Origin of the sequence: Escherichia albertii NBRC 107761 = DSM 17582, from assembly GCF_000759775.1 — a bacterium.
GTDB classification, from domain to species: Bacteria; Pseudomonadota; Gammaproteobacteria; order Enterobacterales; family Enterobacteriaceae; genus Escherichia; species Escherichia albertii.
In genome coordinates this window covers 1-19,957 of sequence record NZ_BBMY01000078.1, presented here as the reverse complement: position 1 = coordinate 19,957, position 19,957 = coordinate 1, and the positions used below count along the sequence as shown (strand labels likewise).

General features: G+C 51.5%; 19 protein-coding genes and 4 pseudogenes. 10 read left to right on the top strand and 13 right to left on the bottom strand.

From position 1 onward, the window contains the following. From EA14781_RS14095 to EA14781_RS26075, 5 genes are all read left to right on the top strand, one after another. Positions 1–341 (top strand): phage tail tip domain-containing protein (locus EA14781_RS14095; RefSeq protein WP_042335793.1); only part of this gene is annotated, 341 nt, incomplete at its 5' end. Between the two features lie 67 nt (positions 342–408). Beyond that, positions 409–1,008, top strand: a complete 600-nt coding sequence (locus EA14781_RS14090) for an Ail/Lom family outer membrane beta-barrel protein (RefSeq protein WP_001228317.1) — start codon at positions 409–411, stop codon at positions 1,006–1,008. A gap of 151 nt (positions 1,009–1,159) precedes the next feature. Continuing rightward, the gene (locus EA14781_RS14085) at positions 1,160–4,330 is read left to right on the top strand and encodes a prophage tail fiber N-terminal domain-containing protein (protein ID WP_000216500.1); all 3,171 of its coding nucleotides are present in this window, start codon (positions 1,160–1,162) and stop codon (positions 4,328–4,330) included. Next, a complete protein-coding gene (locus EA14781_RS14080; protein WP_002462429.1) occupies positions 4,330–4,914 on the top strand; it encodes a tail fiber assembly protein in 585 nt (194 codons plus the stop codon). The genes EA14781_RS14085 and EA14781_RS14080 overlap by 1 nt, the downstream gene beginning before the upstream one ends. Beyond that, the gene (locus EA14781_RS26075; RefSeq protein ID WP_105212600.1) at positions 4,887–5,024 is read left to right on the top strand and encodes a nucleocapsid protein; all 138 of its coding nucleotides are present in this window, start codon (positions 4,887–4,889) and stop codon (positions 5,022–5,024) included. Before EA14781_RS14080 ends, EA14781_RS26075 begins: the two co-directional genes overlap by 28 nt. Here EA14781_RS26075 and EA14781_RS14075 read toward each other — a convergent pair. Continuing rightward, entirely contained in the window at positions 4,969–5,637 is a 669-nt protein-coding gene (locus tag EA14781_RS14075) for a class I SAM-dependent methyltransferase (RefSeq protein ID WP_000240998.1), read from the bottom strand. The genes EA14781_RS26075 and EA14781_RS14075 overlap by 56 nt on opposite strands. Before the next feature lie 149 nt (positions 5,638–5,786). On the opposite strand from EA14781_RS14075, the pseudogene EA14781_RS25755 reads away from it, so the two are divergent. From EA14781_RS25755 to EA14781_RS14060, 3 pseudogenes are all read left to right on the top strand, one after another. Beyond that, positions 5,787–5,963 (top strand): annotated as a pseudogene (locus tag EA14781_RS25755) (tail fiber assembly protein); the annotation flags it as partial. 96 nt (positions 5,964–6,059) lie between these two features. Next, positions 6,060–6,329, top strand: a pseudogene (locus EA14781_RS25250) (DUF4376 domain-containing protein); the annotation flags it as partial. A 225-nt stretch (positions 6,330–6,554) separates the two neighbouring features. After that, positions 6,555–7,013, top strand: a pseudogene (locus tag EA14781_RS14060) (methyltransferase domain-containing protein); the annotation flags it as partial. Positions 7,014–7,154: 141 nt separating this feature from the next. Here the strand turns inward: EA14781_RS14060 and artJ are convergent. From artJ to EA14781_RS14030, 6 genes are all read right to left on the bottom strand, one after another. Continuing rightward, positions 7,155–7,886: an arginine ABC transporter substrate-binding protein ArtJ gene (gene artJ, locus EA14781_RS14055; protein WP_002462427.1), complete on the bottom strand. Its 732-nt coding sequence runs from the start codon at positions 7,884–7,886 to the stop codon at positions 7,155–7,157. 295 nt (positions 7,887–8,181) lie between these two features. Further along, positions 8,182–8,850, bottom strand: a complete 669-nt coding sequence (gene artM, locus EA14781_RS14050; RefSeq protein ID WP_000895403.1) for an arginine ABC transporter permease ArtM — start codon at positions 8,848–8,850, stop codon at positions 8,182–8,184. Beyond that, on the bottom strand, positions 8,850–9,566 hold the full coding sequence (gene artQ, locus EA14781_RS14045) for an arginine ABC transporter permease ArtQ (protein WP_001001694.1): 717 nt from the start codon (positions 9,564–9,566) through the stop codon (positions 8,850–8,852). Before artQ ends, artM begins: the two co-directional genes overlap by 1 nt. A gap of 6 nt (positions 9,567–9,572) precedes the next feature. Next, positions 9,573–10,304 (bottom strand): arginine ABC transporter substrate-binding protein ArtI, encoded by a 732-nt coding sequence (gene artI / locus EA14781_RS14040; protein WP_000756580.1) that lies wholly within the window; start codon positions 10,302–10,304, stop codon positions 9,573–9,575. A gap of 17 nt (positions 10,305–10,321) precedes the next feature. After that, a complete protein-coding gene (gene artP / locus EA14781_RS14035) occupies positions 10,322–11,050 on the bottom strand; it encodes an arginine ABC transporter ATP-binding protein ArtP (protein ID WP_000027211.1) in 729 nt (242 codons plus the stop codon). A 217-nt stretch (positions 11,051–11,267) separates the two neighbouring features. Further along, complete coding sequence (locus EA14781_RS14030) at positions 11,268–11,783, bottom strand: lipoprotein (RefSeq protein WP_001270732.1); 516 nt, start codon at positions 11,781–11,783, stop codon at positions 11,268–11,270. Between the two features lie 125 nt (positions 11,784–11,908). On the opposite strand from EA14781_RS14030, the gene EA14781_RS14025 reads away from it, so the two are divergent. Together EA14781_RS14025 and amiD are read left to right on the top strand one after the other, a co-directional pair. Next, entirely contained in the window at positions 11,909–12,232 is a 324-nt protein-coding gene (locus EA14781_RS14025; RefSeq protein WP_001160731.1) for a heavy metal-binding domain-containing protein, read from the top strand. Next, the gene (gene amiD / locus EA14781_RS14020; protein ID WP_000832594.1) at positions 12,229–13,059 is read left to right on the top strand and encodes an N-acetylmuramoyl-L-alanine amidase AmiD; all 831 of its coding nucleotides are present in this window, start codon (positions 12,229–12,231) and stop codon (positions 13,057–13,059) included. The genes EA14781_RS14025 and amiD overlap by 4 nt, the downstream gene beginning before the upstream one ends. On the opposite strand, the gene EA14781_RS14015 is transcribed toward amiD, so the two are convergent. The 6 genes and pseudogenes from EA14781_RS14015 to EA14781_RS13990 all read right to left on the bottom strand — a co-directional run. Further along, on the bottom strand, positions 13,056–14,069 hold the full coding sequence (locus EA14781_RS14015; RefSeq protein WP_024164829.1) for a 3-beta-hydroxysteroid dehydrogenase: 1,014 nt from the start codon (positions 14,067–14,069) through the stop codon (positions 13,056–13,058). The genes amiD and EA14781_RS14015 overlap by 4 nt on opposite strands. Before the next feature lie 98 nt (positions 14,070–14,167). Further along, entirely contained in the window at positions 14,168–15,598 is a 1,431-nt protein-coding gene (locus EA14781_RS14010; protein ID WP_001136513.1) for an SDR family oxidoreductase, read from the bottom strand. 10 nt (positions 15,599–15,608) lie between these two features. Then, positions 15,609–16,610, bottom strand: a complete 1,002-nt coding sequence (ltaE, locus tag EA14781_RS14005) for a low-specificity L-threonine aldolase (RefSeq protein WP_000566415.1) — start codon at positions 16,608–16,610, stop codon at positions 15,609–15,611. A gap of 37 nt (positions 16,611–16,647) precedes the next feature. Beyond that, on the bottom strand, positions 16,648–18,366 hold the full coding sequence (gene poxB / locus EA14781_RS14000; RefSeq protein WP_000815389.1) for a ubiquinone-dependent pyruvate dehydrogenase: 1,719 nt from the start codon (positions 18,364–18,366) through the stop codon (positions 16,648–16,650). Positions 18,367–18,498: 132 nt separating this feature from the next. Continuing rightward, positions 18,499–19,467, bottom strand: a complete 969-nt coding sequence (hcr, locus tag EA14781_RS13995) for an NADH oxidoreductase (RefSeq protein ID WP_000178652.1) — start codon at positions 19,465–19,467, stop codon at positions 18,499–18,501. A gap of 11 nt (positions 19,468–19,478) precedes the next feature. Continuing rightward, positions 19,479–19,957 (bottom strand): annotated as a pseudogene (locus tag EA14781_RS13990) (hydroxylamine reductase); the annotation flags it as partial.

Here is a 19,957-nt window from a genome sequence, read left to right as displayed (position 1 = left end):
CCATTACCGTCAGGGTTTATGACGATCAGCCGTTTGACCGGCAGATTGTTATTCCGGCGGTGGCATTCAGCGGCGCTAAACATGAGAAAGAGCATACTGATATTTACTCCTCATGCCGTCTGATAGTGCGGAAAAACGGTGCTGAAATTTATAACCGTACTGCGCTGGATAATACGCTGATTTACAGTGGTGTTATTGATATGCCTGCCGGTCACGGTCACATGACACTGGAGTTTTCGGTGTCAGCATGGCTGGTAAATAACTGGTATCCCACAGCAAGTATCAGCGATTTGCTGGTTGTGGTGATGAAGAAAGCCACTGCAGGCATCACGATTAGCTGAATTTTATAACCCAGATACGGGCGCCAGAAATGGCGCCTTTTTTATTGCAGAAAAGCGAGAGGTAATTATGCGTAAATTATGTGCTGTTATTTTGTCCGCAGTAGTCTGGCAGGTCGCCGCTGCTACGCCAGCGAGTGCAGCAGAACATCAGTCCACGCTGAGCGCGGGGTATCTCCATGCCTCGACGAACGTTCCCGGTAGTGATGATCTGAACGGGATTAACGTGAAATACCGTTATGAGTTTACGGACGCGCTGGGGCTGATTACGTCCTTCAGTTATGCCAATGCTGAGGATGAGCAAAAAACGCGCTACAGCGATACCCGCTGGCATGAAGATTCCGTGCGTAACCGCTGGTTCAGCGTGATGGCGGGGCCGTCTGTACGCGTGAATGAATGGTTCAGCGCGTATTCGATGGCGGGTGTGGCTTACAGCCGTGTGTCGACTTTCTCCGGGGATTATCTCCGCGTAACTGACAACAAGGGGAAAACGCACGATGTGCTGACCGGAAGTGATGACGGTCGCCACAGCAACACGTCTCTGGCGTGGGGGGCTGGCGTGCAGTTTAACCCGACCGAATCCGTGACCATTGACCTTGCTTATGAAGGTTCCGGTAGTGGCGACTGGCGATCGGATGCATTTATTGTTGGTATCGGATACCGTTTCTGACAACAGACGCCGATTTATCTTCTGTAAATATTGTTATGATACGCAGGTTCATCCACCTTATGGGGTGAACTGCGTTTGAGGAAACGTAAAGTTACACTGTCCTGAAGCCCGTGGCGTCACTGCTGCGGGCTTTTTTTATTGGTGGAAAAGTATGACAGTAAAAATTTCTGGCGTGCTTAAAGATGGCACAGGAAAACCAGTACAGAACTGCACCATTGTGCTGAAGGCCAGACGAACCAGCAGCACGGTGGTGGTGAACACGGTGGCCTCTGAAAATCCGGATGAAGCCGGACGTTACAGCATGGATGTTGAGCATGGTCAGTACAGCGTCACCCTGCTGGTTGAAGGTTTTCCGCCTTCACATGCCGGGACCATTACCGTCTATGAAGGTTCCAGACCAGGTACGCTGAATGATTTTCTCGGTGCCATGACGGAGGATGATGTCCGACCGGAGGCACTGCGCCGCTTTGAGCAGATGGTGGAAGAAGTGTCACGTAACGCCTCCGCGGTTGCACAGAATACGGCAGCCGCGAAAAAATCAGCCAGCGATGCCAGTGCATCAGCCAGCGAGGCGGTAACTCATGCAACCGATGCTGCAGCCTCAGCACGTGCCGCCAGCACGTCAGCCGGACAGGCCGCGTCGTCGGCTCAGTCAGCGTCTTCCAGCGCAGGAACGGCATCGACAAAGGCCCGTGAAGCAGCAAAAAGTGCTGCTGCTGCAGAGTCATCAAAAAGCGCGGCAGCTACCAGCGCCAGTGCCGCGAAAACGTCAGAAACGAATGCCGCAGCATCACAAAAATCGGCAGCCACTTCTGCATCCACAGCGACCACGAAGGCGTCAGAAGCTGCCACCTCGGCACGGGGTGCGGCGGCCTCAAAAGAGGCAGCGAAATCTTCAGAAACGAATGCATCATCAAGTGCCAGTAGTGCAGCTTCCTCGGCAACGGCGGCAGGAAATTCCGCGAAGGCGGCAAAGACGTCCGAGACGAACGCCAGGTCTTCTGAAACGGCAGCGGGACAGAGTGCCTCAGCTGCGGCAGGCTCAAAAACAGCGGCTGCATCATCTGCCAGTGCCGCGTCAACAAGTGCCGGGCAGGCCTCAGCCAGTGCCACCGCCGCCGGAAAATCGGCAGAAAGCGCCGCATCATCCGCTTCAACAGCCACAACGAAGGCTGGCAAAGCCACTGAACAGGCCAGTGCAGCAGCAAGGTCTGCTTCCGCAGCGAAGACATCCGAGACGAACGCGAAAGCGTCGGAAACCAGCGCAGAATCCTCAAAAACGGCTGCCGCATCGTCCGCCAGTTCGGCGGCGTCATCGGCATCATCGGCGTCAGCTTCAAAAGATGAGGCGACCAGACAGGCGTCAGCAGCGAAGGGCAGCGCCACGACAGCATCCACGAAGGCGACAGAGGCAGCTGGCAGTGCGACGGCGGCAGCACAGAGCAAAAGTACGGCGGAATCCGCGGCAACGCGCGCCGAGACAGCGGCAAAACGGGCAGAGGATATTGCATCCGCCGTGGCGCTTGAGGATGCAAGTACGACGAAAAAGGGGATAGTACAGCTCAGCAGTGCGACCAACAGCACATCTGAAACGCTTGCCGCGACACCGAAGGCAGTTAAAGCAGCGAATGACAATGCGAATGGCAGGGTACCATCTAACCGAAAAGTTAACGGGAAAGCACTGACTGCGGATATAACATTAACACCGAAAGATATTGGCACTTTAAATTCAGTAACGATCTCTTTCTCTGGCGGGGCAGGGTGGTTCAAACTGGCAACGGTTACCATGCCACAAGCGAGTTCCATCGTTTACATCACATTGATTGGTGGCGCTGGTTACAACGTCGGCTCCCCACAGCAGGCAGGCATTTCAGAACTGGTTCTACGAGCAGGCAATGGAAAGCCCAAAGGGATTACCGGAGCTTTGTGGAAGCGTACAGCCGTCGGATTAACGAATTTCGCCTGGATCAACACATCCGGCGATACATATGATATTTACGTTGAGATTGGCAATTATGCGACGAGTGTAAATATCCATTGGGATTGTACTACAAATGCGTCAGTTTCTATTTATACCTCGCCAACATATTCAGCGAGTAAGCCTTCCAGCGTTACCGGTGGTGTTGTTTATACGATGTATAGCTCACATCAGAAACCTACACCATCAGATATTGGAGCGCTGCCAACGACTGGAGGGACTATTTCAGGTCCGTTGTCTGTTACTGATGGGATCACCGGGGCACTGAAGGGGAACGCCGATACCGCGACGAAACTTGCGGCAGCCCCAAAAATTAACGGTGTTAAGTTTGATGGCTCGGCGGATATTAACCTCACGTCGGAAAATATTGGTGCATTTGCCCGACGTTCGACGGGGGCTTATGCGGATTCGGATGGAGCCGTTCCCTGGAATGCCGAATCAGGCGCTTACAATGTCACCCGCTCTGGCGACAGCTATATTCTGGTTAACTTCTATACCGGAGTCGGAAGTTGCCGGACCCTGCAGATGAAGGCGCATTACAGAAATCGTGGTCTGTTCTACCGTTCTTCAAGAGACGGTTATGGTTTTGAGGAAGACTGGGCAGAAGTTTATACCTCGAAAAATCTTCCACCAGAAAGCTACCCAGTTGGCGCACCAATCCCGTGGCCATCAGATACCGTTCCGTCTGGTTATGCCCTGATGCAGGGGCAGACTTTTAACAAATCTGCCTACCCGAAACTTGCAGCCGCTTATCCGTCAGGCGTGATCCCTGATATGCGTGGCTGGACGATTAAGGGCAAACCTGCCAGTGGTCGGGCCGTATTGTCTCAGGAACAGGACGGCATTAAATCGCATACCCACAGCGCCAGCGCATCCAGTACGGATTTGGGGACGAAAACCACATCGTCGTTTGATTACGGCACTAAATCCACGAATAACACCGGGGCGCATACGCACAGTCTGAGTGGCTCTACGGGGTCTGCCGGTGTTCATACTCATGGTAATGGTATTCGTTGGCCAGGAGGCGGCGGTTCTGCGTTAGCATTTTATGATGGCGGTGGGTTCACTTATGTCCAGAATTCACAGTATCAAGTAAGCCCGGGGACTTCTTCCTATAGATCGTATTATCAACGTATTCAGACACAGTCAGCAGGTGCTCATACCCACTCGCTGTCTGGTACTGCAGCAAGTTCTGGCGCACATGCACATACTGTAGGTATTGGTGCGCATACGCACTCCGTTGCGATTGGTTCACATGGACACACCATCACCGTTAACGCTGCGGGTAACGCGGAAAACACCGTCAAAAACATCGCATTTAACTATATTGTGAGGCTTGCATAATGGCATTCAGAATGAGTGAACAAGCACGGACCATAAAAATTTATAATCTGCTGGCCGGAACTAATGAATTTATTGGTGAAGGTGACGCATATATTCCGCCTCATACAGGTCTGCCAGCAAACAGTACCGATATTGCACCGCCAGATATTCCGGCTGGCTTTGTGGCTGTTTTCAACAGTGATGAGGCATCGTGGCATCTCGTTGAAGATCATCGGGGTAAAACGGTTTATGACGTAGCTTCCGGCGACGCGTTATTTATTTCTGAACTCGGCTTATTACCGGAAAATGTTACCTGGTTATCGCCGGAAGGGGAGTTTCAGAAGTGGAACGGCACAACCTGGGTGAAAGATGCAGAAGCAGAAAAACTGTTCCGGATCCGGGAGGCGGAAGAAACAAAAAACAACCTGATGCAGGTAGCCAGTGAGCATATTGCGCCGCTTCAGGATGCTGCAGATCTGGAAATTGTAACGGAGGAAGAAACCTCATTGCTGGAAGCCTGGAAAAAGTATCGGGTGTTGCTGAACCGTGTTGATACATCAACTGCACCTGATATTGAGTGGCCTACGAACCCTGTCAGGGAGTAATCATTGGGATTATGCCGCAGCACGTCTTAAGCAAGAACGTGCTGCGGTTGGATGCTATTTTTTCCCTGAAGCGGAAAACATTACTACAGTACCATGAACCTTGGTTTTAACATTCTCGAAATGCTCTGAGAGTATATGTGTTAAGCCTTCTTCGGAATCTTTTGTGTTTGAAAAGATGCCTTTCTGATTGTAAATGCGCATCAGTTTTTGACCGAAGCTATTGTGCACAACTCCATCGCCAAGAATTGTGGCTCCGTATAGAGTTCCATCGTCAGTTAAGGCCTGCGCCGCATTGCGTATTACACAGCTTTTTGTAGATATATTTCCAGGCAGGCAGTGAAGAAGGTAAAACATGGAAATGGAATCAAATTGACCATGTAACGCCGCGGGATAAGGTTCAAAAACATCATGGCTAATTTTATGTTTAATTTTTGATTCCCCAGCCCTTGTAGATGCCGCGTTCAGGCTAGCTTCGTTCAAATCCATTAAAGATATCAGACTACTCTCAGGTACGTGAGTAAGGTAAAACCCAGTTCCAACACCAATATCCAGATGGTTGTTACCTACATGTTCCAGAAAGTGTGGAAGAAGGTGTTCCTTTGTAGGACATCCCCATGCAAGCCGATTTGATACTCCCAAAACCCACCAGTCATAAAGCTTTAGGGTAAGTGGTGTGTAAATTTTAGCCCCATCATCTGTGTTTTTTTTCATTGATTTCACCATGTTATAGTTTTATTTGTGAATTAAATCAATTATGGCGATGAATTACAAGGGGTTAAATGCTGCCGCAGCATAGCGATATTGAAATAGCCTGGTATGCTTCGATACAGCAGGAGCCGAATGGCTGGAAGACCGTCACCACACAGTTCTACATCCAGGAATTCAGTGAGTATATTGCGCCACTGCAGGATGCTGTAGATCTGGAAATCGCAACGGAGGAAGAAAGATCGTTGCTGGAGGCATGGAATAAATATCGGGTATTGTTGAATCGTGTTGATACATCAACTGCACCTGATATTGAGTGGCCTGCAAATCCTGTCAGGGAGTAATCATTGGGATTATGCCGCAGACACGTCGTATGCAGGAACGTGCTGCGGTTAGTTTGTGAGCTTTCGATAGTGGTTGTTATTTTTGCCCTTATTTGTTCCGGAGGCCATGGTTCAATGGTCCGTCTGCCCCCTGTGGTGATGTCAGCAAAATCAGCCACTGCGCGAACCACAATAGCCCGGGAAGATGCTGAAGATCACCAGGTAAAGCTATCAGCGCAGAAACTGGAAGAACTGCTCGCATCAATGGTTAAGGATGAGGTTGATCGCAATGATGGGATTTATTGACGTCAGCGAGAGCAGAAGGAAGAACTGAATAACCTGAATGATTTACGCTCAATCAGAGCGATGATGATTGGCAGTAATTAGCGGTCAATTTCGGTTTTTTTGGCTGTGCGCTCCCCGCCCAGCATTGCGCGTCAATTAGCCCCAAAAAAACGAAAAAGTTACAATCAAGTAAAAAATTCCTTCTGCAAAACTAAAAAAGATTTCAATAAAATCAGACAGTTAAAAACATAAAAAAAAGGTACAAAAAAACATCTCAAAGTCTTGTTTTTTGCTTCAAATACAATTGGTTATTGTGTTTTTTGAAACCTACCAGTTAAACATATGTGGGATCTGTTCTGTGGCGTGGGGGGCTTTGGTTTACACTGCGCGACGCCTGACATGCAGTTAACCGGGATTGAAATTGCGCCAGAAGCCATTGCCTGTGCGAAGCAGTCAGCCGCTGAACTGGGCTTAACGCGTTTGCAATTTCAGGCGCTGGATTCCACTCAATTTGCTACCGCTCAGGGGGAGGTACCGGAGCTGGTGCTGGTTAATCCACCGCGTCGCGGCATTGGTAAACCGCTGTGTGATTATCTCTCAACGATGGCACCGCGTTTTATCATCTACTCCAGCTGTAACGCCCAAACGATGACCAAAGATATCCGCGAGTTGCCGGGGTATCATATTGAAAGAGTGCAGCTTTTCGATATGTTCCCACATACCGCGCATTATGAAGTGTTGGCGCTATTGGTGAAGCAATCTGAAGCCGCGGCTTCAGATTGCTGACCAGGTGCGCGTTGTTCATGCCGGATGCGGCGTGCGCCTTATCCGGCCTACAAAATCGTGCTAAATCAATATATTGTAGAGTCAATGTGGTCCTGAGAAGCGTAGCGCATCAGGCAATCTTACTTTTATCATCAGTCTCAATTACTGCGGGAACCACTGGTCGCTGATTTTCTGATACGTACCGTCCGCTTTAACGGCTGCCAGTGCGTTATTCAGTTTCTCCAGCAGGGCTTTGTTATCCGGGCGAACAGCGATGCCCAGACCGGTGCCGAAGTATTGCGGATCGGTCACTTTTTCGGTAGCAACACCCAGTTGCGGGTTTGTTTTCAGCCACTCATTTACCACCGCTGTGTCGCCAAATACGCCATCAATACGACCATTTTTCAGATCGATAAAAGCATTTTGATAACTGTCATAGGAGACTGTTTTCACTTCCGGGTGTTGATCCTGAATATATTTCTGGTGCGTCGTACCGTTTTCCATCCCAATACGTTTGCCTTTCAGATCTGCGAACGTTTTGTAGGCATCTTTTTTGGCTATGACGACCGCTGAGTTTTCGTAGTAGGGCGTGGTAAACGATACCTGCTTGCTACGCTCAGGCGTGATATCCATACCGGAAATAACCGCGTCATATTTCCTGAATTTCAGTGACGGGATCAGGCTGTCGAAAGCGTGATTGGTAAAAGTACATTCTGCCTGCATCTGTTTGCATAACGCTTTTGCCAGATCGATATCAAAACCAACAATCTGGTTATTGGCGTCCATCGACTCGAACGGAGGATAGGTCGCTGATACGCCAAAGTTGATTTTTTCCGCGGCAGAAGCGCCGAACGCACAGGATGCCAGTAATGCAGCAAGAACTAACTTTTTCATGATGGAACTCCCGTCTGTCAATCTTATGATTTTTAGCCGTGTCTGCGGCATGGATTTACAATGCCACTAAATGAATTTATATGCAATAAATGTGATTAAATAATTTATTTGTCATAAAAAAAGACGGACAACTTAGCGTTTTGTCCGTCTTCATTATAATGATTTATGCAGTATGTGGATTCTGTGTGGGTGTCTGATAAGACGCTGGCGCGTCTTATCAGACCTACAAATCATCCAGTGAATGTAGGCCGGATAAGGCGGTTTACGCCGCATCCGGCATCAGCACACAGCCACATTAATTCCGGCGTTCAAAGGCAAGGGCTTTGCGCTCGATCAGACGCATCATTAGCGTCAGCAGGCCGTTAACGACCAGGTAAATAATCCCCGCCGCACCGAACACCATTACATCGTAGGTGCGACCGTACAGCAACTGGCTGTAACCCATCACTTCCATCAGCGTAATGGTGTAAGCCAGAGAGGTACTTTTGAATACCAGCACCACTTCGTTGGAATAAGATGAGAGAGAGCGTTTAAGCGCATACGGCAACAGGATCGCCAGCGTATCTTTTTTGCTCATCCCCAGTGCACTACAGGATTGCCACTGACCTTCCGGGATCGCGCGAATAGCACCGTAAAATAGCTGCGTGGTATACGCCGCACTGTTCAGTGACAGCGCAATCAGCGCGCATAACCACGGTTCTGACAACAGATGCCACAGTGCCGGATATTCCTGCAACGTCGGGAACTGGCCCGGCCCGTAGTAAATCAGGAAGATCTGTACCAGCAGCGGCGTACCAGTAAATAGCGTGATATAGCCACGCACCAGCCACACCAGTACCGGCGTTTTCAGCGTCAGAATGATGGTAAAAATTAACGCCAGAATCAGCGCCACAATTAGCGAGGCAACGGTCAGCGTCAGGCTGGTATGCAGCCCTTTCATTAGTTCGGGTAAATACTCAAGCATCAGCCAGGCCTCCGCTCAAAACGTGTCGCGCGCAGGTCAATGCGTTTGAGAATGTACTGACTTAACAGGGTGATCACCAGGTAAATCGCCGCCGCCACAATGTACCAGGTAAATGGTTCCTGAGTGCGGGTAGCAATACTTTTGGTTTGCAGCATTAAATCATTCACACTAATCAAACTGACCAGCGCGGTATCTTTCAGCAGTACCAGCCACTGGTTGCCGAGGCCGGGCAGCGCATGACGCCACATCTGCGGCATCACCAGACGAAAGAAGATGGCTGATTTCGACAGCCCCAGCGCCTGACCCGATTCCCACTGGCCTACGGGCACCGCTTTCAGTGCGCCACGCAGGGTTTGCGAAGCATAGGCAGCATACAGTAACGACAGGGCGATGACGCCGCAGAGGAACGGGCTAACGTCGAAGTTCTCAATGTTCATCTGCACCGGGATCTGCACGAACCCAAGATTGATGGTAAAGCCATCCGAAAGCGTCAGCAGTAGCTGCGAGGAGCCAAAATAGATAAACAACACCACCAGAATTTCTGGCAGACCACGTAAAATCGTCACCAGCGCCGAACCTGCCCACGCGACAGGGCGCCATTTCGCTGACTCCCACACCGCGAAGAACATTGCCAGCGCCAGTCCGACAATCAATGCACAAACGGCAAGGCCGACGGTCATCCCGGCGGCACTTGCTAAAGGAAAAAATTCATTCATCAGGAATTACTTCTGGAACCATTTGTTGTAGATGGTTTCGTAAGTGCCATCTTTCTTCACTTTTTCCAGCGCAGTGTTGAATTTCTGCTGCAGTTCAGTATTGCCCTGACGCACTGCGATGCCGAGGCCAGTACCGAAGTAATCTTTATCGGTCACTTTATCGCCCACCGCCGCCAGTTTCGGGTTATCTTTCAGCCATTCGGTTACCACTGCGGTGTCGCCGAATACGCCGTCGATACGACCGTTTTGCAGATCCAGTTTTGCGTTCTGGTAGCTGTCATACGGAACAGTGGTGATTTCCGGGTGCTTATCCATAATGAATTTCTGGTGCGTCGTTCCGTTCTGCACGCCGACTTTTTTGCCTTTCAGCTGATCAACGCTGGTGTATTTACCCTGCTGACCCACAAACAAGGCAGAGTTGTCATAGTACGGAGTGGTAAACAGTACCTGCTTTTCACGTTCAGGGGTGATATCCATCCCGGCCATAACGGCGTCCACTCGGCGGAATTTCAGGCTTGGGATCAGGCTGTCGAATGCCTGGTTAGAGAAAGTACAGGTTGCATCGATCTCTTTACACAGCGCCTGCGCCAGGTCAACGTCAAAACCGACGATCTGGTTATTCGCGTCCATAGATTCAAACGGAGGATAGGAAGCTTCGGTAGCAAAACGGATAGTTTCGGCTGCTGTGGCGGAAAGACTAAAACCTGCAATTAACGCGGCAATCAGAACTTTTTTCATTGTCGTTATCCCGAATCTTAGTGAGAGAGATAGTTTTTAAATGCTTCGGTTTGCGGCTCGGTAAAGCAGCTCGCGTCGCCTTGCTCTACGATGTGACCGTTTTCCATATACACCACACGGCTGGCGGTTTTACGCGCGACTTCAACTTCGTGGGTGACGATCACCTGGGTAATGTTCGTTTCCGCCAGCTCACGAATAATGCTGACGATTTGCGCGGTAATTTCCGGGTCCAGCGCGGCGGTCGGTTCATCAAACAGCAGCACCTGCGGTTCCATCATCAGCGCACGGGCGATGGCGACACGTTGTTGCTGCCCACCGGAAAGGTGCAACGGGTAACGATCGCTATAAGGTTTCAGTCGCAGGCGTTCCAGCAATTTTTCCGCGCGAGCCAGCGCCTGATCTTTACTCAATCCCAGCACGCGGCAGGGGGCTTCAATCAGGTTTTGTTGTACCGTCAGATGCGGCCATAAATTGTATTGCTGAAACACCATCCCAACATTACGACGCAGCTCGCGGATCGCTTTGTCTGACGGCGTTTTAGTGAAATCGAAATGGTTGCCTGCGATGTTGAGCGTACCGGAGCGCGGCATCTCAAGCAGATTGAGTACACGCAGCAGCGAGCTTTTCCCCGCGCCGCTGGGGCCAAGTAACACCAGTGTTTCGCCCTGCGGGCAATCCAGCGTGATATCGAACAGCGCCTGATGTGCGCCGTAGAAGCAATTAATGCCGTTTAATTGAATACTCATTGACACTCGTATACTGGCAGTCGGATAGCTATTGAGGTCGAAGATAGTACCTTTGACAGAATAATTATGCAATATTTCTGCTTTAAAAGTTAAATGCAAAGCGCATTATTCACTAAACATAGCACAAAATAACGGGGGCAGTAGGTGGCGAGCATAAATGTCGGCATTCCTTGCAGAATGCCGGACAATTTACGGGGATTATTGGTTGATCAATGTCTTAGCGGTTCTCTATGGACTGGCGGAGCGTGCCCGCTGTCGCATGGACACTGCCGCCCAGATAACGCACATCGTCGATGACCCAACACTGGCCTTCCTGAATCATTAACACTTCATCTTGCCAGCTTTGATCGCCCTGTTTCAGGTCCACGCGCAACGGAATATTGCGCGCATCGCGATTAGGGATGGTAGATGCGCTGGCAACACGGGCGCTGTCAGGTAACGTGGTACGACTGGAGAAGGGATCGCTGCTTAACAATTCACGATGGCTATTATCACGGCTGGCATTGCTAAGCAGGGTTGCCAGTTTGTCGCTCAGGTAGGGGCGCAGAGCGGTGATGTCGTTACTGCGATGCAAAATGCGATAGTCGTAAAATTGCTGAGCCACGCTATCGGGGCCGCCCTCGATGCAGGGACCACTGCGGGTGCCATTGTCTTTATAAGCGGGAGTGACGGTGGTGCAGGCACTGAGTAGCAGTGCGCAAGGGATAAGCATTGTCAATTTGCTGTAGCGCATAATGATTTCCTTATAAGCGAACGCTCTGAAAGCGTTCTACGATAATAATGATATCCTTTCAATAATAGCGTATCAGTCCGATAATGCGTTGAAGATCGAAGGCTTAGCAAACAAGGAGATCGATCATGCAATTTTCCACAACCCCAACACTGGAAGGCCAGACCATCGTTGAATATTGCGGTGTGGTGACCGGCGAAGCGATTTTAGGCGCTAACATTTTTCGCGATTTCTTTGCCGGTATCCGCGATATCGTTGGCGGACGCTCCGGGGCGTATGAAAAAGAACTGCGTAAAGCGCGGGAGATAGCATTTGAAGAGTTAGGCGATCAGGCCAGAGCGCTGGGGGCCGACGCCGTGGTCGGTATTGATATCGATTACGAAACGGTCGGGCAAAACGGCAGTATGTTGATGGTCAGCGTCAGCGGAACGGCGGTGAAAACGCGTCGATGAAAAGAGTTCTCTGGTTGGTCACTGCTGCTCTGTTACTGGCAGGATGCGCTGGCGAAAAAGGAATTGTCGAGAAAGAGGGATACCAACTCGATACCCGACGTCAGGCGCAGGCGGCGTATCCACGCATTAAAGTGTTGGTGATCCACTACACCGCAGATGACTTCGATAGCTCGCTGGCGACACTGACCGACAAACAGGTCAGTTCGCATTATCTGGTGCCTGCCGTGCCGCCGCGTTATAACGGTAAACCGCGCATCTGGCAACTGGTGCCGGAACAGGAACTGGCCTGGCATGCGGGAGTCAGCGCCTGGCGCGGCGCAACACGGATTAACGATACTTCGATTGGCATTGAGCTGGAAAATCGCGGCTGGCAAAAATCGGCGGGCGTGAAATATTTTGCGCCATTTGAGCCAGCGCAGATTCAGGCTCTTATTCCTTTAGCGAAAGATATTATTGCTCGTTACCACATCAAGCCGGAAAACGTGGTGGCGCACGCAGACATTGCGCCGCAGCGTAAAGATGATCCCGGTCCGTTGTTCCCATGGCAGCAACTGGCGCAGCAGGGGATTGGCGCCTGGCCGGATGCTTCGCGGGTCAACTTTTACCTTGCCGGACGTGCGCCGCATACGCCAGTCGATACCGCATCATTGCTGGAACTGTTGGCGCGCTATGGCTATGACGTGAAGCCCAATATGACGCCGCACGAGCAAAAACGAGTGATTATGGCCTTCCAGATGCACTTCCGCCCGGCGTTATATAACGGCGAAGCGGATGCGGAAACTCAGGCTATCGCACAAGCGTTGCTGGAGAAATACGGTCAGGATTAGCGCGGCAGTTTTCCGTGGTCGCGCAGCCAGGCGGCAGTTTTTTCGATGCCTTCATCCAGGGTGATGACTGGCTGATAACCTAACTCTTCCTGCGCGCGTGTAATATCGAGCGTAAAGTCAAAATTCAGCTTGGAGACGCCGTAGTGGGTTAGCGGCGGCTCTTTTGCTGATTTGCGTCCTAAACGTTCCATACTGCGGGCGATCATATCCAGCATCGGGTAAGGCACTGACCGAATACGACAATCAATATTCAGTTCGTCAATCAGTTTTTGCACGATACTGCGCAATGTGCGATGTTCGCCGTTGGTAATGTTGTACGCACGACCAGAAGGGCGTTTATCGCATGTTTCCTGACTTGCCAGCCACATGGCGTGAACCGCATTTTCGTAGTACGTCATATCGACCAGCGCGCTGCCGCCGTGCGGTAACAGAATGCTGCCATAGTGGTGCATCATATGTGCCAGACGGGGGATAAAAACTTTGTCGTGCGGCCCGAACAGGCTTTGTGGGCGTAAGATGGTAAAGCGTGTTTGCGGGTTTGCCTGCGAAAGCAAGTTGATCACCTCTTCGCTGGCGGCTTTACTGCGGGCAAACTCATTGGCGAAACGGTGAGGACGAAAATCTTCTTTGATATCGCGGTGGTGGTGATAATCGAAGTACAGGGACGGTGAAGAGATATGAATAAAATTACGCACGCCCCAGGCAACAGCCCATTCGCCCAAGCGGCGAGTGGCACGAACGTTGGCCAGATCGAACGCCTGCTGCGTTCCCCACGGCGAGGTAAAGCTGGAACAATGCCACAGCGTATCAATACCTGCGAGCATCACTTTCGCCTGCGATGAGACCAGCTCGGTCAGATCTGCCAGGACAAACTCTGCGCCCATTTTTTCCAGCAATTTGCCCATCGCTTCATTGCGACCGGTCGCTCGCACGCTAATACCTTTCTGGCATAAAAACTCTACCGCGTTTCGACCTAAGCCGCTGGTGGCGCCGGTAACCAGTACCTTCATATCAATCCACTGTTGTTGAGAAAATGACGTGCGCATTCTTCCGTGATTTCCCCCTTGATGCAATGGGAAACATGAAAGAATAACGCAGGTTTTTTCGATTAATCTGTGCTTTGTTCTGCAAGTCTGGCAATTTGTTTTGCCATACCGCGAAAAATAAACAGATGTGCAGGGATCATCAATAACCAGTAAAACAGGCCTGGCATGCCGTGCGGATGCCAGAATGCGCGAACATCGATAGTACGATAGTCGCCTTTATCTTCCAGGGTAAAACAAAGCCGCCCAAGCCCCGGCGCTTTCATACCAAATAACAACGTGAGTTGTTTTTCCGGCTCAACGACAATCACTTTCCAGCTATCCACTGCATCGCCCGTTTGCAAGTATTCTCGTTCGGGGCGACCTTTCGCGAGTTTATGGCCGATCGCCCGGTCCATCAGCGCTCGGGTTTGCCATAAAATATTGCCAAAGAAATAACGCTCCTTACCGCCGATTTGATTCACTACTTTCCATAAGGCCTGAAGGTTGGCAGCGGTTTTTACTGTAAACCCTGCCTGTTTAGCGAAATAGCCATATTCTGGTCGCCAACGGGCGAAAGCCTGAGCGTCATATCCCCAGTCGCTGGAGTTGGCCAGTTTTTCTTCTTCTTTCAACGTGTGGCGTACCGCGTCATCGAAGGCGATTAACGGTTGTGGGATGAGCGCGCGTAGTGCGGTGTCATCTGCCAGCAGATCGTGTTTTAGCCCCTGAATCAACGCGTTGGCGGTGGTGGGCGGTACGGAAGTAATTACATTGAGAAACCATACCGAAATCCAGCGGGTGGGGAAGGGGATGGGGAACAACCAACGGCGCTTACCGCTCACCGCCATAAAATGTTCAAACTGTTGTTGATAACTGAGCACCTCTGGTCCGGCGGCTTCGAATATCCGATGCTTGCTGGTAGGGTGGTCTAACAGCGCCACCAGATAGTGCAGCAGATTTTCCAGCGCAATAGGCGTAGTGCGTGAACGAACCCAGCGTGGCGGCGTTAACACTGGCAGGTTGTAAACCATATCGCGCATGACTTCGAATGCAGCCGATCCGGCGCCAATAATAATTCCCGCTCGTAGCTCAGTAATCGGTACACCCGCTTCACGCAGAATGTCCGCCGTAGCCTGACGGGCACGCAGATGATCAGACTGCTCATGAGGTGGGGCCTGCAACGAACTGAGAAAGATTAATTGCTTAACGGGGACTTCGCGTAGCGCATCACGCACGTTGAGGGCCACCTGGCGCTCCTGAGCGATGAAATCACCGCCTTCGCCCATGCTGTGCACCAGAAAATAGACGGTATCGATATCCTGCAACAGGGCCGGAAGGTTATCCGGCCAGCTAAGATCGAGTGTATGACAACTGACGTTAGCCAGTTGCCACTTTGCAAGCCTGTCGACATGACGTGCCGCTGCCAGGATCTGATGCCCTTGCTGGCTGAGCGTTTGCACCAGATGTTGACCGATATAGCCACTGGCGCCGAGAACTAAGATGCGTTGCGGCACGCCTTTCTCCTTAACGGGCTAAGAAAGCGCGCCAGTGGGCGGCGACTTCCGCCAGTTGTTCACGCGAGACGTCAAGATGGGTCACCAGGCGGACAATCGGCGAGGCGTTAATCAGCACATTTCTTGCTTTCATATATTCGCCTAACGCGGCGGCATTTTCTTCACCGACACGGACAAACAGCATATTGGTGTCCTGGCGCATCACATCTGCGCCTGCTGCACGCAGTTGCTCCGCCATCCAGGCGGCATTGTCATGGTCTTCCTGCAAACGCGCGACGTTATTTTTCAGCGCATACATCCCGGCAGCAGCCAGAATCCCGGATTGACGCATGCCGCCGCCGGTCATTTTTCGCCAGCGAATGGCACGTTTGATGTAGTCGCGATTACCGACCAGTAATGACCCGACTGGCGTACCAAGACCTTTCGACAGACAAATGGTGAACGAATCACAATATTGCGTGATCTCTTTCAGTTCGCAGCCATAAGCCACCACGGCGTTAAAGATGCGCGCACCGTCAACGTGCAGCGCCAGATTACGCTCGCGGCTAAATTCCCATGCCTGTTTCAGGTATTCACGCGGCAACACTTTGCCGTTGTGGGTGTTTTCGAGACTGAGCAATTTGGTGCGGGCGAAGTGGATATCGTCGGGTTTGATTTTCATTGCGACTTTATCCAACGGTAGCGTACCGTCGGCAGCAGCGTCGATGGGTTGCGGCTGAATACTGCCCAGCACCGCTGCACCACCGGCTTCAAACAGATAGTTATGCGCCGCCTGACCGACAATATACTCCTCGCCGCGTTCGCAGTGACTGAGTAGAGCGACCAGGTTAGCCTGGGTGCCGGTAGGCAGAAAAATGGCGGCTTCTTTACCGGAAAGCTCTGCTGCATAGTTCTGTAGAGCATTGACGGTAGGGTCGTCTCCGTAAACGTCGTCCCCAACCGGGGCGGCCATCATCGCTTCGAGCATGGCGCGGCTCGGTCGGGTTACGGTATCACTGCGTAAATCAATCATGGCATATCCTTATTTATGACGGGAAATGCCATCCTTTTTACCTTAGCCAGTTCGTTTTCGCCAGTTCGATGACTTCATCACCACGTCCGTTGATGATCGCCCGCAACATATACAAGCTAAATCCTTTTGCTTGTTCGAGTTTGATTTGCGGTGGAATGGCTAATTCTTCTTTGGCGACCACCACATCTACCAGTACCGGACCATCAATGGAGAAGGCGCGTTGCAGAGCTTCATCAATTTCAGACGCTTTTTCCACGCGGATACCGGTAATACCGCAGGCTTCGGCAATACGAGCAAAGTTGGTGTCGTGCAATTCGGTGCCGTCAGTCAGATAGCCCCCGACTTTCATTTCCATTGCCACGAAACCCAGCACGCTGTTGTTAAACACGATGATTTTCACCGGTAATTTCATCTGTACTACTGAGAGGAAATCGCCCATCAACATGCTGAATCCACCGTCGCCGCACATGGCGATAACCTGGCGTTCTGGCTCTGTGGCCTGTGCGCCCAGCGCCTGTGGCATGGCGTTGGCCATCGAACCGTGGTTAAACGAACCTAACAATCGGCGTTTACCGTTCATTTTCAGATAACGTGCGGCCCACACGGTTGGCGTACCGACATCACAGGTGAAGATGGCGTCATCATCGGCCAAATGACTGATTTGTTGGGCCAGATATTGCGGGTGGATCGCTTTATCGCTGGGTTTAGCTAAATCGTCCAGCCCTTTGCGGGCATCGCGGTAATGCTCCAGCGCCTTGTCGAGAAATTTGCGATTGGTTTTTTCTTCCACCAGCGGCAGTAATGCACGCAAGGTTGATTTGATATCGCCTACCAGCGCCATATCCACCTTGCTGTGCGCGCCGATGCTCGCTGGATTGATATCAATCTGAATGATTTTGGCATCAACAGGATAGAACGCGCGGTAGGGAAATTGGGTGCCGAGCAACACTAACGTGTCGGCGTTCATCATGGCATGAAAACCGGATGAAAAGCCGATTAAGCCGGTCATTCCCACGTCGTAGGGATTGTCATACTCGACATGTTCTTTCCCGCGCAGGGCATGAACGATGGGCGCTTTAATTTTCCCTGCTAACTCCACAAGCTCTTGATGTGCGTCCGCACAGCCGCTGCCGCACATCAGAGTGATATTGTCGGAATAATGCAGCAGTTGCGCCAGCTTGCGTAATTCTTCTTCTTCCGGTGTTACTACCGGCAGTGGCGCGTGATACCAGCTCGTGGTCGCCCCTTCCGGGGCAGGTTTTAACGCCACATCGCCTGGTAAAACCACTACTGAAACGCCGCGGTTTAACACCGCTTTGCGCATGGCGATCGCCAGCACTTGCGGGATCTGTTCTGGATTGGAAACCAGCTCGCAATAGTGACTACATTCGCGGAATAACTCTTGCGGGTGGGTTTCTTGGAAATAGCCGCTGCCAATTTCGCTGGAAGGGATGTGGGCGGCAATCGCCAGAACTGGAACGTGATTGCGATGGCAATCAAACAGGCCGTTGATTAAGTGCAGGTTGCCGGGGCCACACGATCCCGCGCAGACAGCCAGTTCCCCCGAAAGTTGAGCTTCAGCACCCGCGGCAAAAGCGGCGACTTCTTCATGGCGAGTGGACATCCATTTAATGGTGCCCATCCGATTAAGGCTGTCGCTAAGTCCGTTAAGAGAATCACCTGTGACACCCCAGATGCGTTTCACCCCTGCCGATTCGAGCGTTTTGGCAATATAAGCAGCAACCGTTTGTTTCATGGTTTTCCGTCTCCTGAATGTGATGACGGTAACAAGTTTAGTTCATCTGATGAAAGGTGAAGGGGGCGGGAAAAAAGGAAGCACTAACTGTTAAAATGCCCGATGACAGGATTATCATCGGGCATGGAGCAACTACGCGAGAACTAAATCTCCCTGCGGATGGCAGGAGCAGGCCAACACATAACCTTCGGCGATTTCCGCTTCGGTCAGCGTCATGTTGCTGGTTACCGTATATTCACCGGAAACCACTTTTGTTTTACAGCAGCCGCAAACACCTGCACGGCACGCGGCGACAACCGGAACTTTATTGCTTTCCAGCGCCTCCAACAATGTAGTGCCAACGGGGGCGTAAAACTCTTGCGCCGGTTGCAGTTTGGTGAATTTCAGACCGCTGGTCGCCGCTTCAGCTACTGGCGTAAAGAACTTCTCTTTAAAGAAACGCGTTACGCCGAGCGCTTTTACTTCCTGTTCCACCCAATCCATATACGGCGCCGGACCACAGGTCATGACGGTGCGTGAGGCTAAGTCAGGAACACTTTCCAGCAGTTCGCGGGTCAGACGTCCGGCAACGAACCCCTCGGTAATGTTATTTTCCGCTACCAGTGTCAGTGGATAATGACTCCATTCGTCGGCAAAAATGACATCCTGCGGCGTGCGCACGTTGTAGATCACTTGGACATCTGCCTGCGGACGGTTTTTCGCCAACCAGCGACGCATCGACATAATCGGCGTGACGCCGCAGCCTGCCGCCAGCAGCAGGAATTTATCTTCTGGCTTATCGTCGCAGGTGAATTCCCCCATCGCATCCGAAAGCCAGATATAGTCGCCGCGTTTTACGTCGCGGGTCAGCCACTGGGAACCGACACCATCATCAATTCGCCGCACGGTCAGTGTGATGTATTCACTCACGCCCGGTGTGGAGGAAATAGTATAAGCACGCAGCGTCTCTGCCGAGTTACGTACGCTGACCAGCGCATATTGCCCGGCGCGATACGGATAGTAATCGTGGCAAATCAGAGAAAGGGTCCACACATCTGGCGTTTCTTGCTTAATGTGATGAACCTGCATCCGCCACGGGCATTGATTCGTTGGCATCGTCATTCAAAAACTCCTTACGCGCTCAACAGTTGCTTCATATCTTCTTCAACAGTGGTGATAGAACGCAGACCGAATTTTTCGTTCAGCACCGCCAGCAGATCTGGCGTCAGGAAGCCCGGCGCAGTTGGGCCAGTGACGATATTTTTCACGCCCAGAGAAAGCAGCGTCAGCAGAATGACAATCGCTTTCTGTTCGAACCAGGAGAGCACCAGTGACAGCGGCAGGTCGTTAACTCCGCAGCCCAGTTTTTCTGCCAGCGTCACCGCCAGAATTATCGCAGAGTAAGCATCGTTACATTGACCGGCATCCACCAGACGCGGCAGACCTTCGATATCGCCAAACTCGAGCTTGTTAAAGCGATATTTACCACAGGCGAGGGTCAGGATCAGACAGTCATCCGGCACGCTGGTGGCGAAATCGGTGAAGTAATGGCGTTCGCCGCGCGCGCCGTCACAGCCGCCAAGCAGGAAGATATGACGCAGTTTTTCACGGC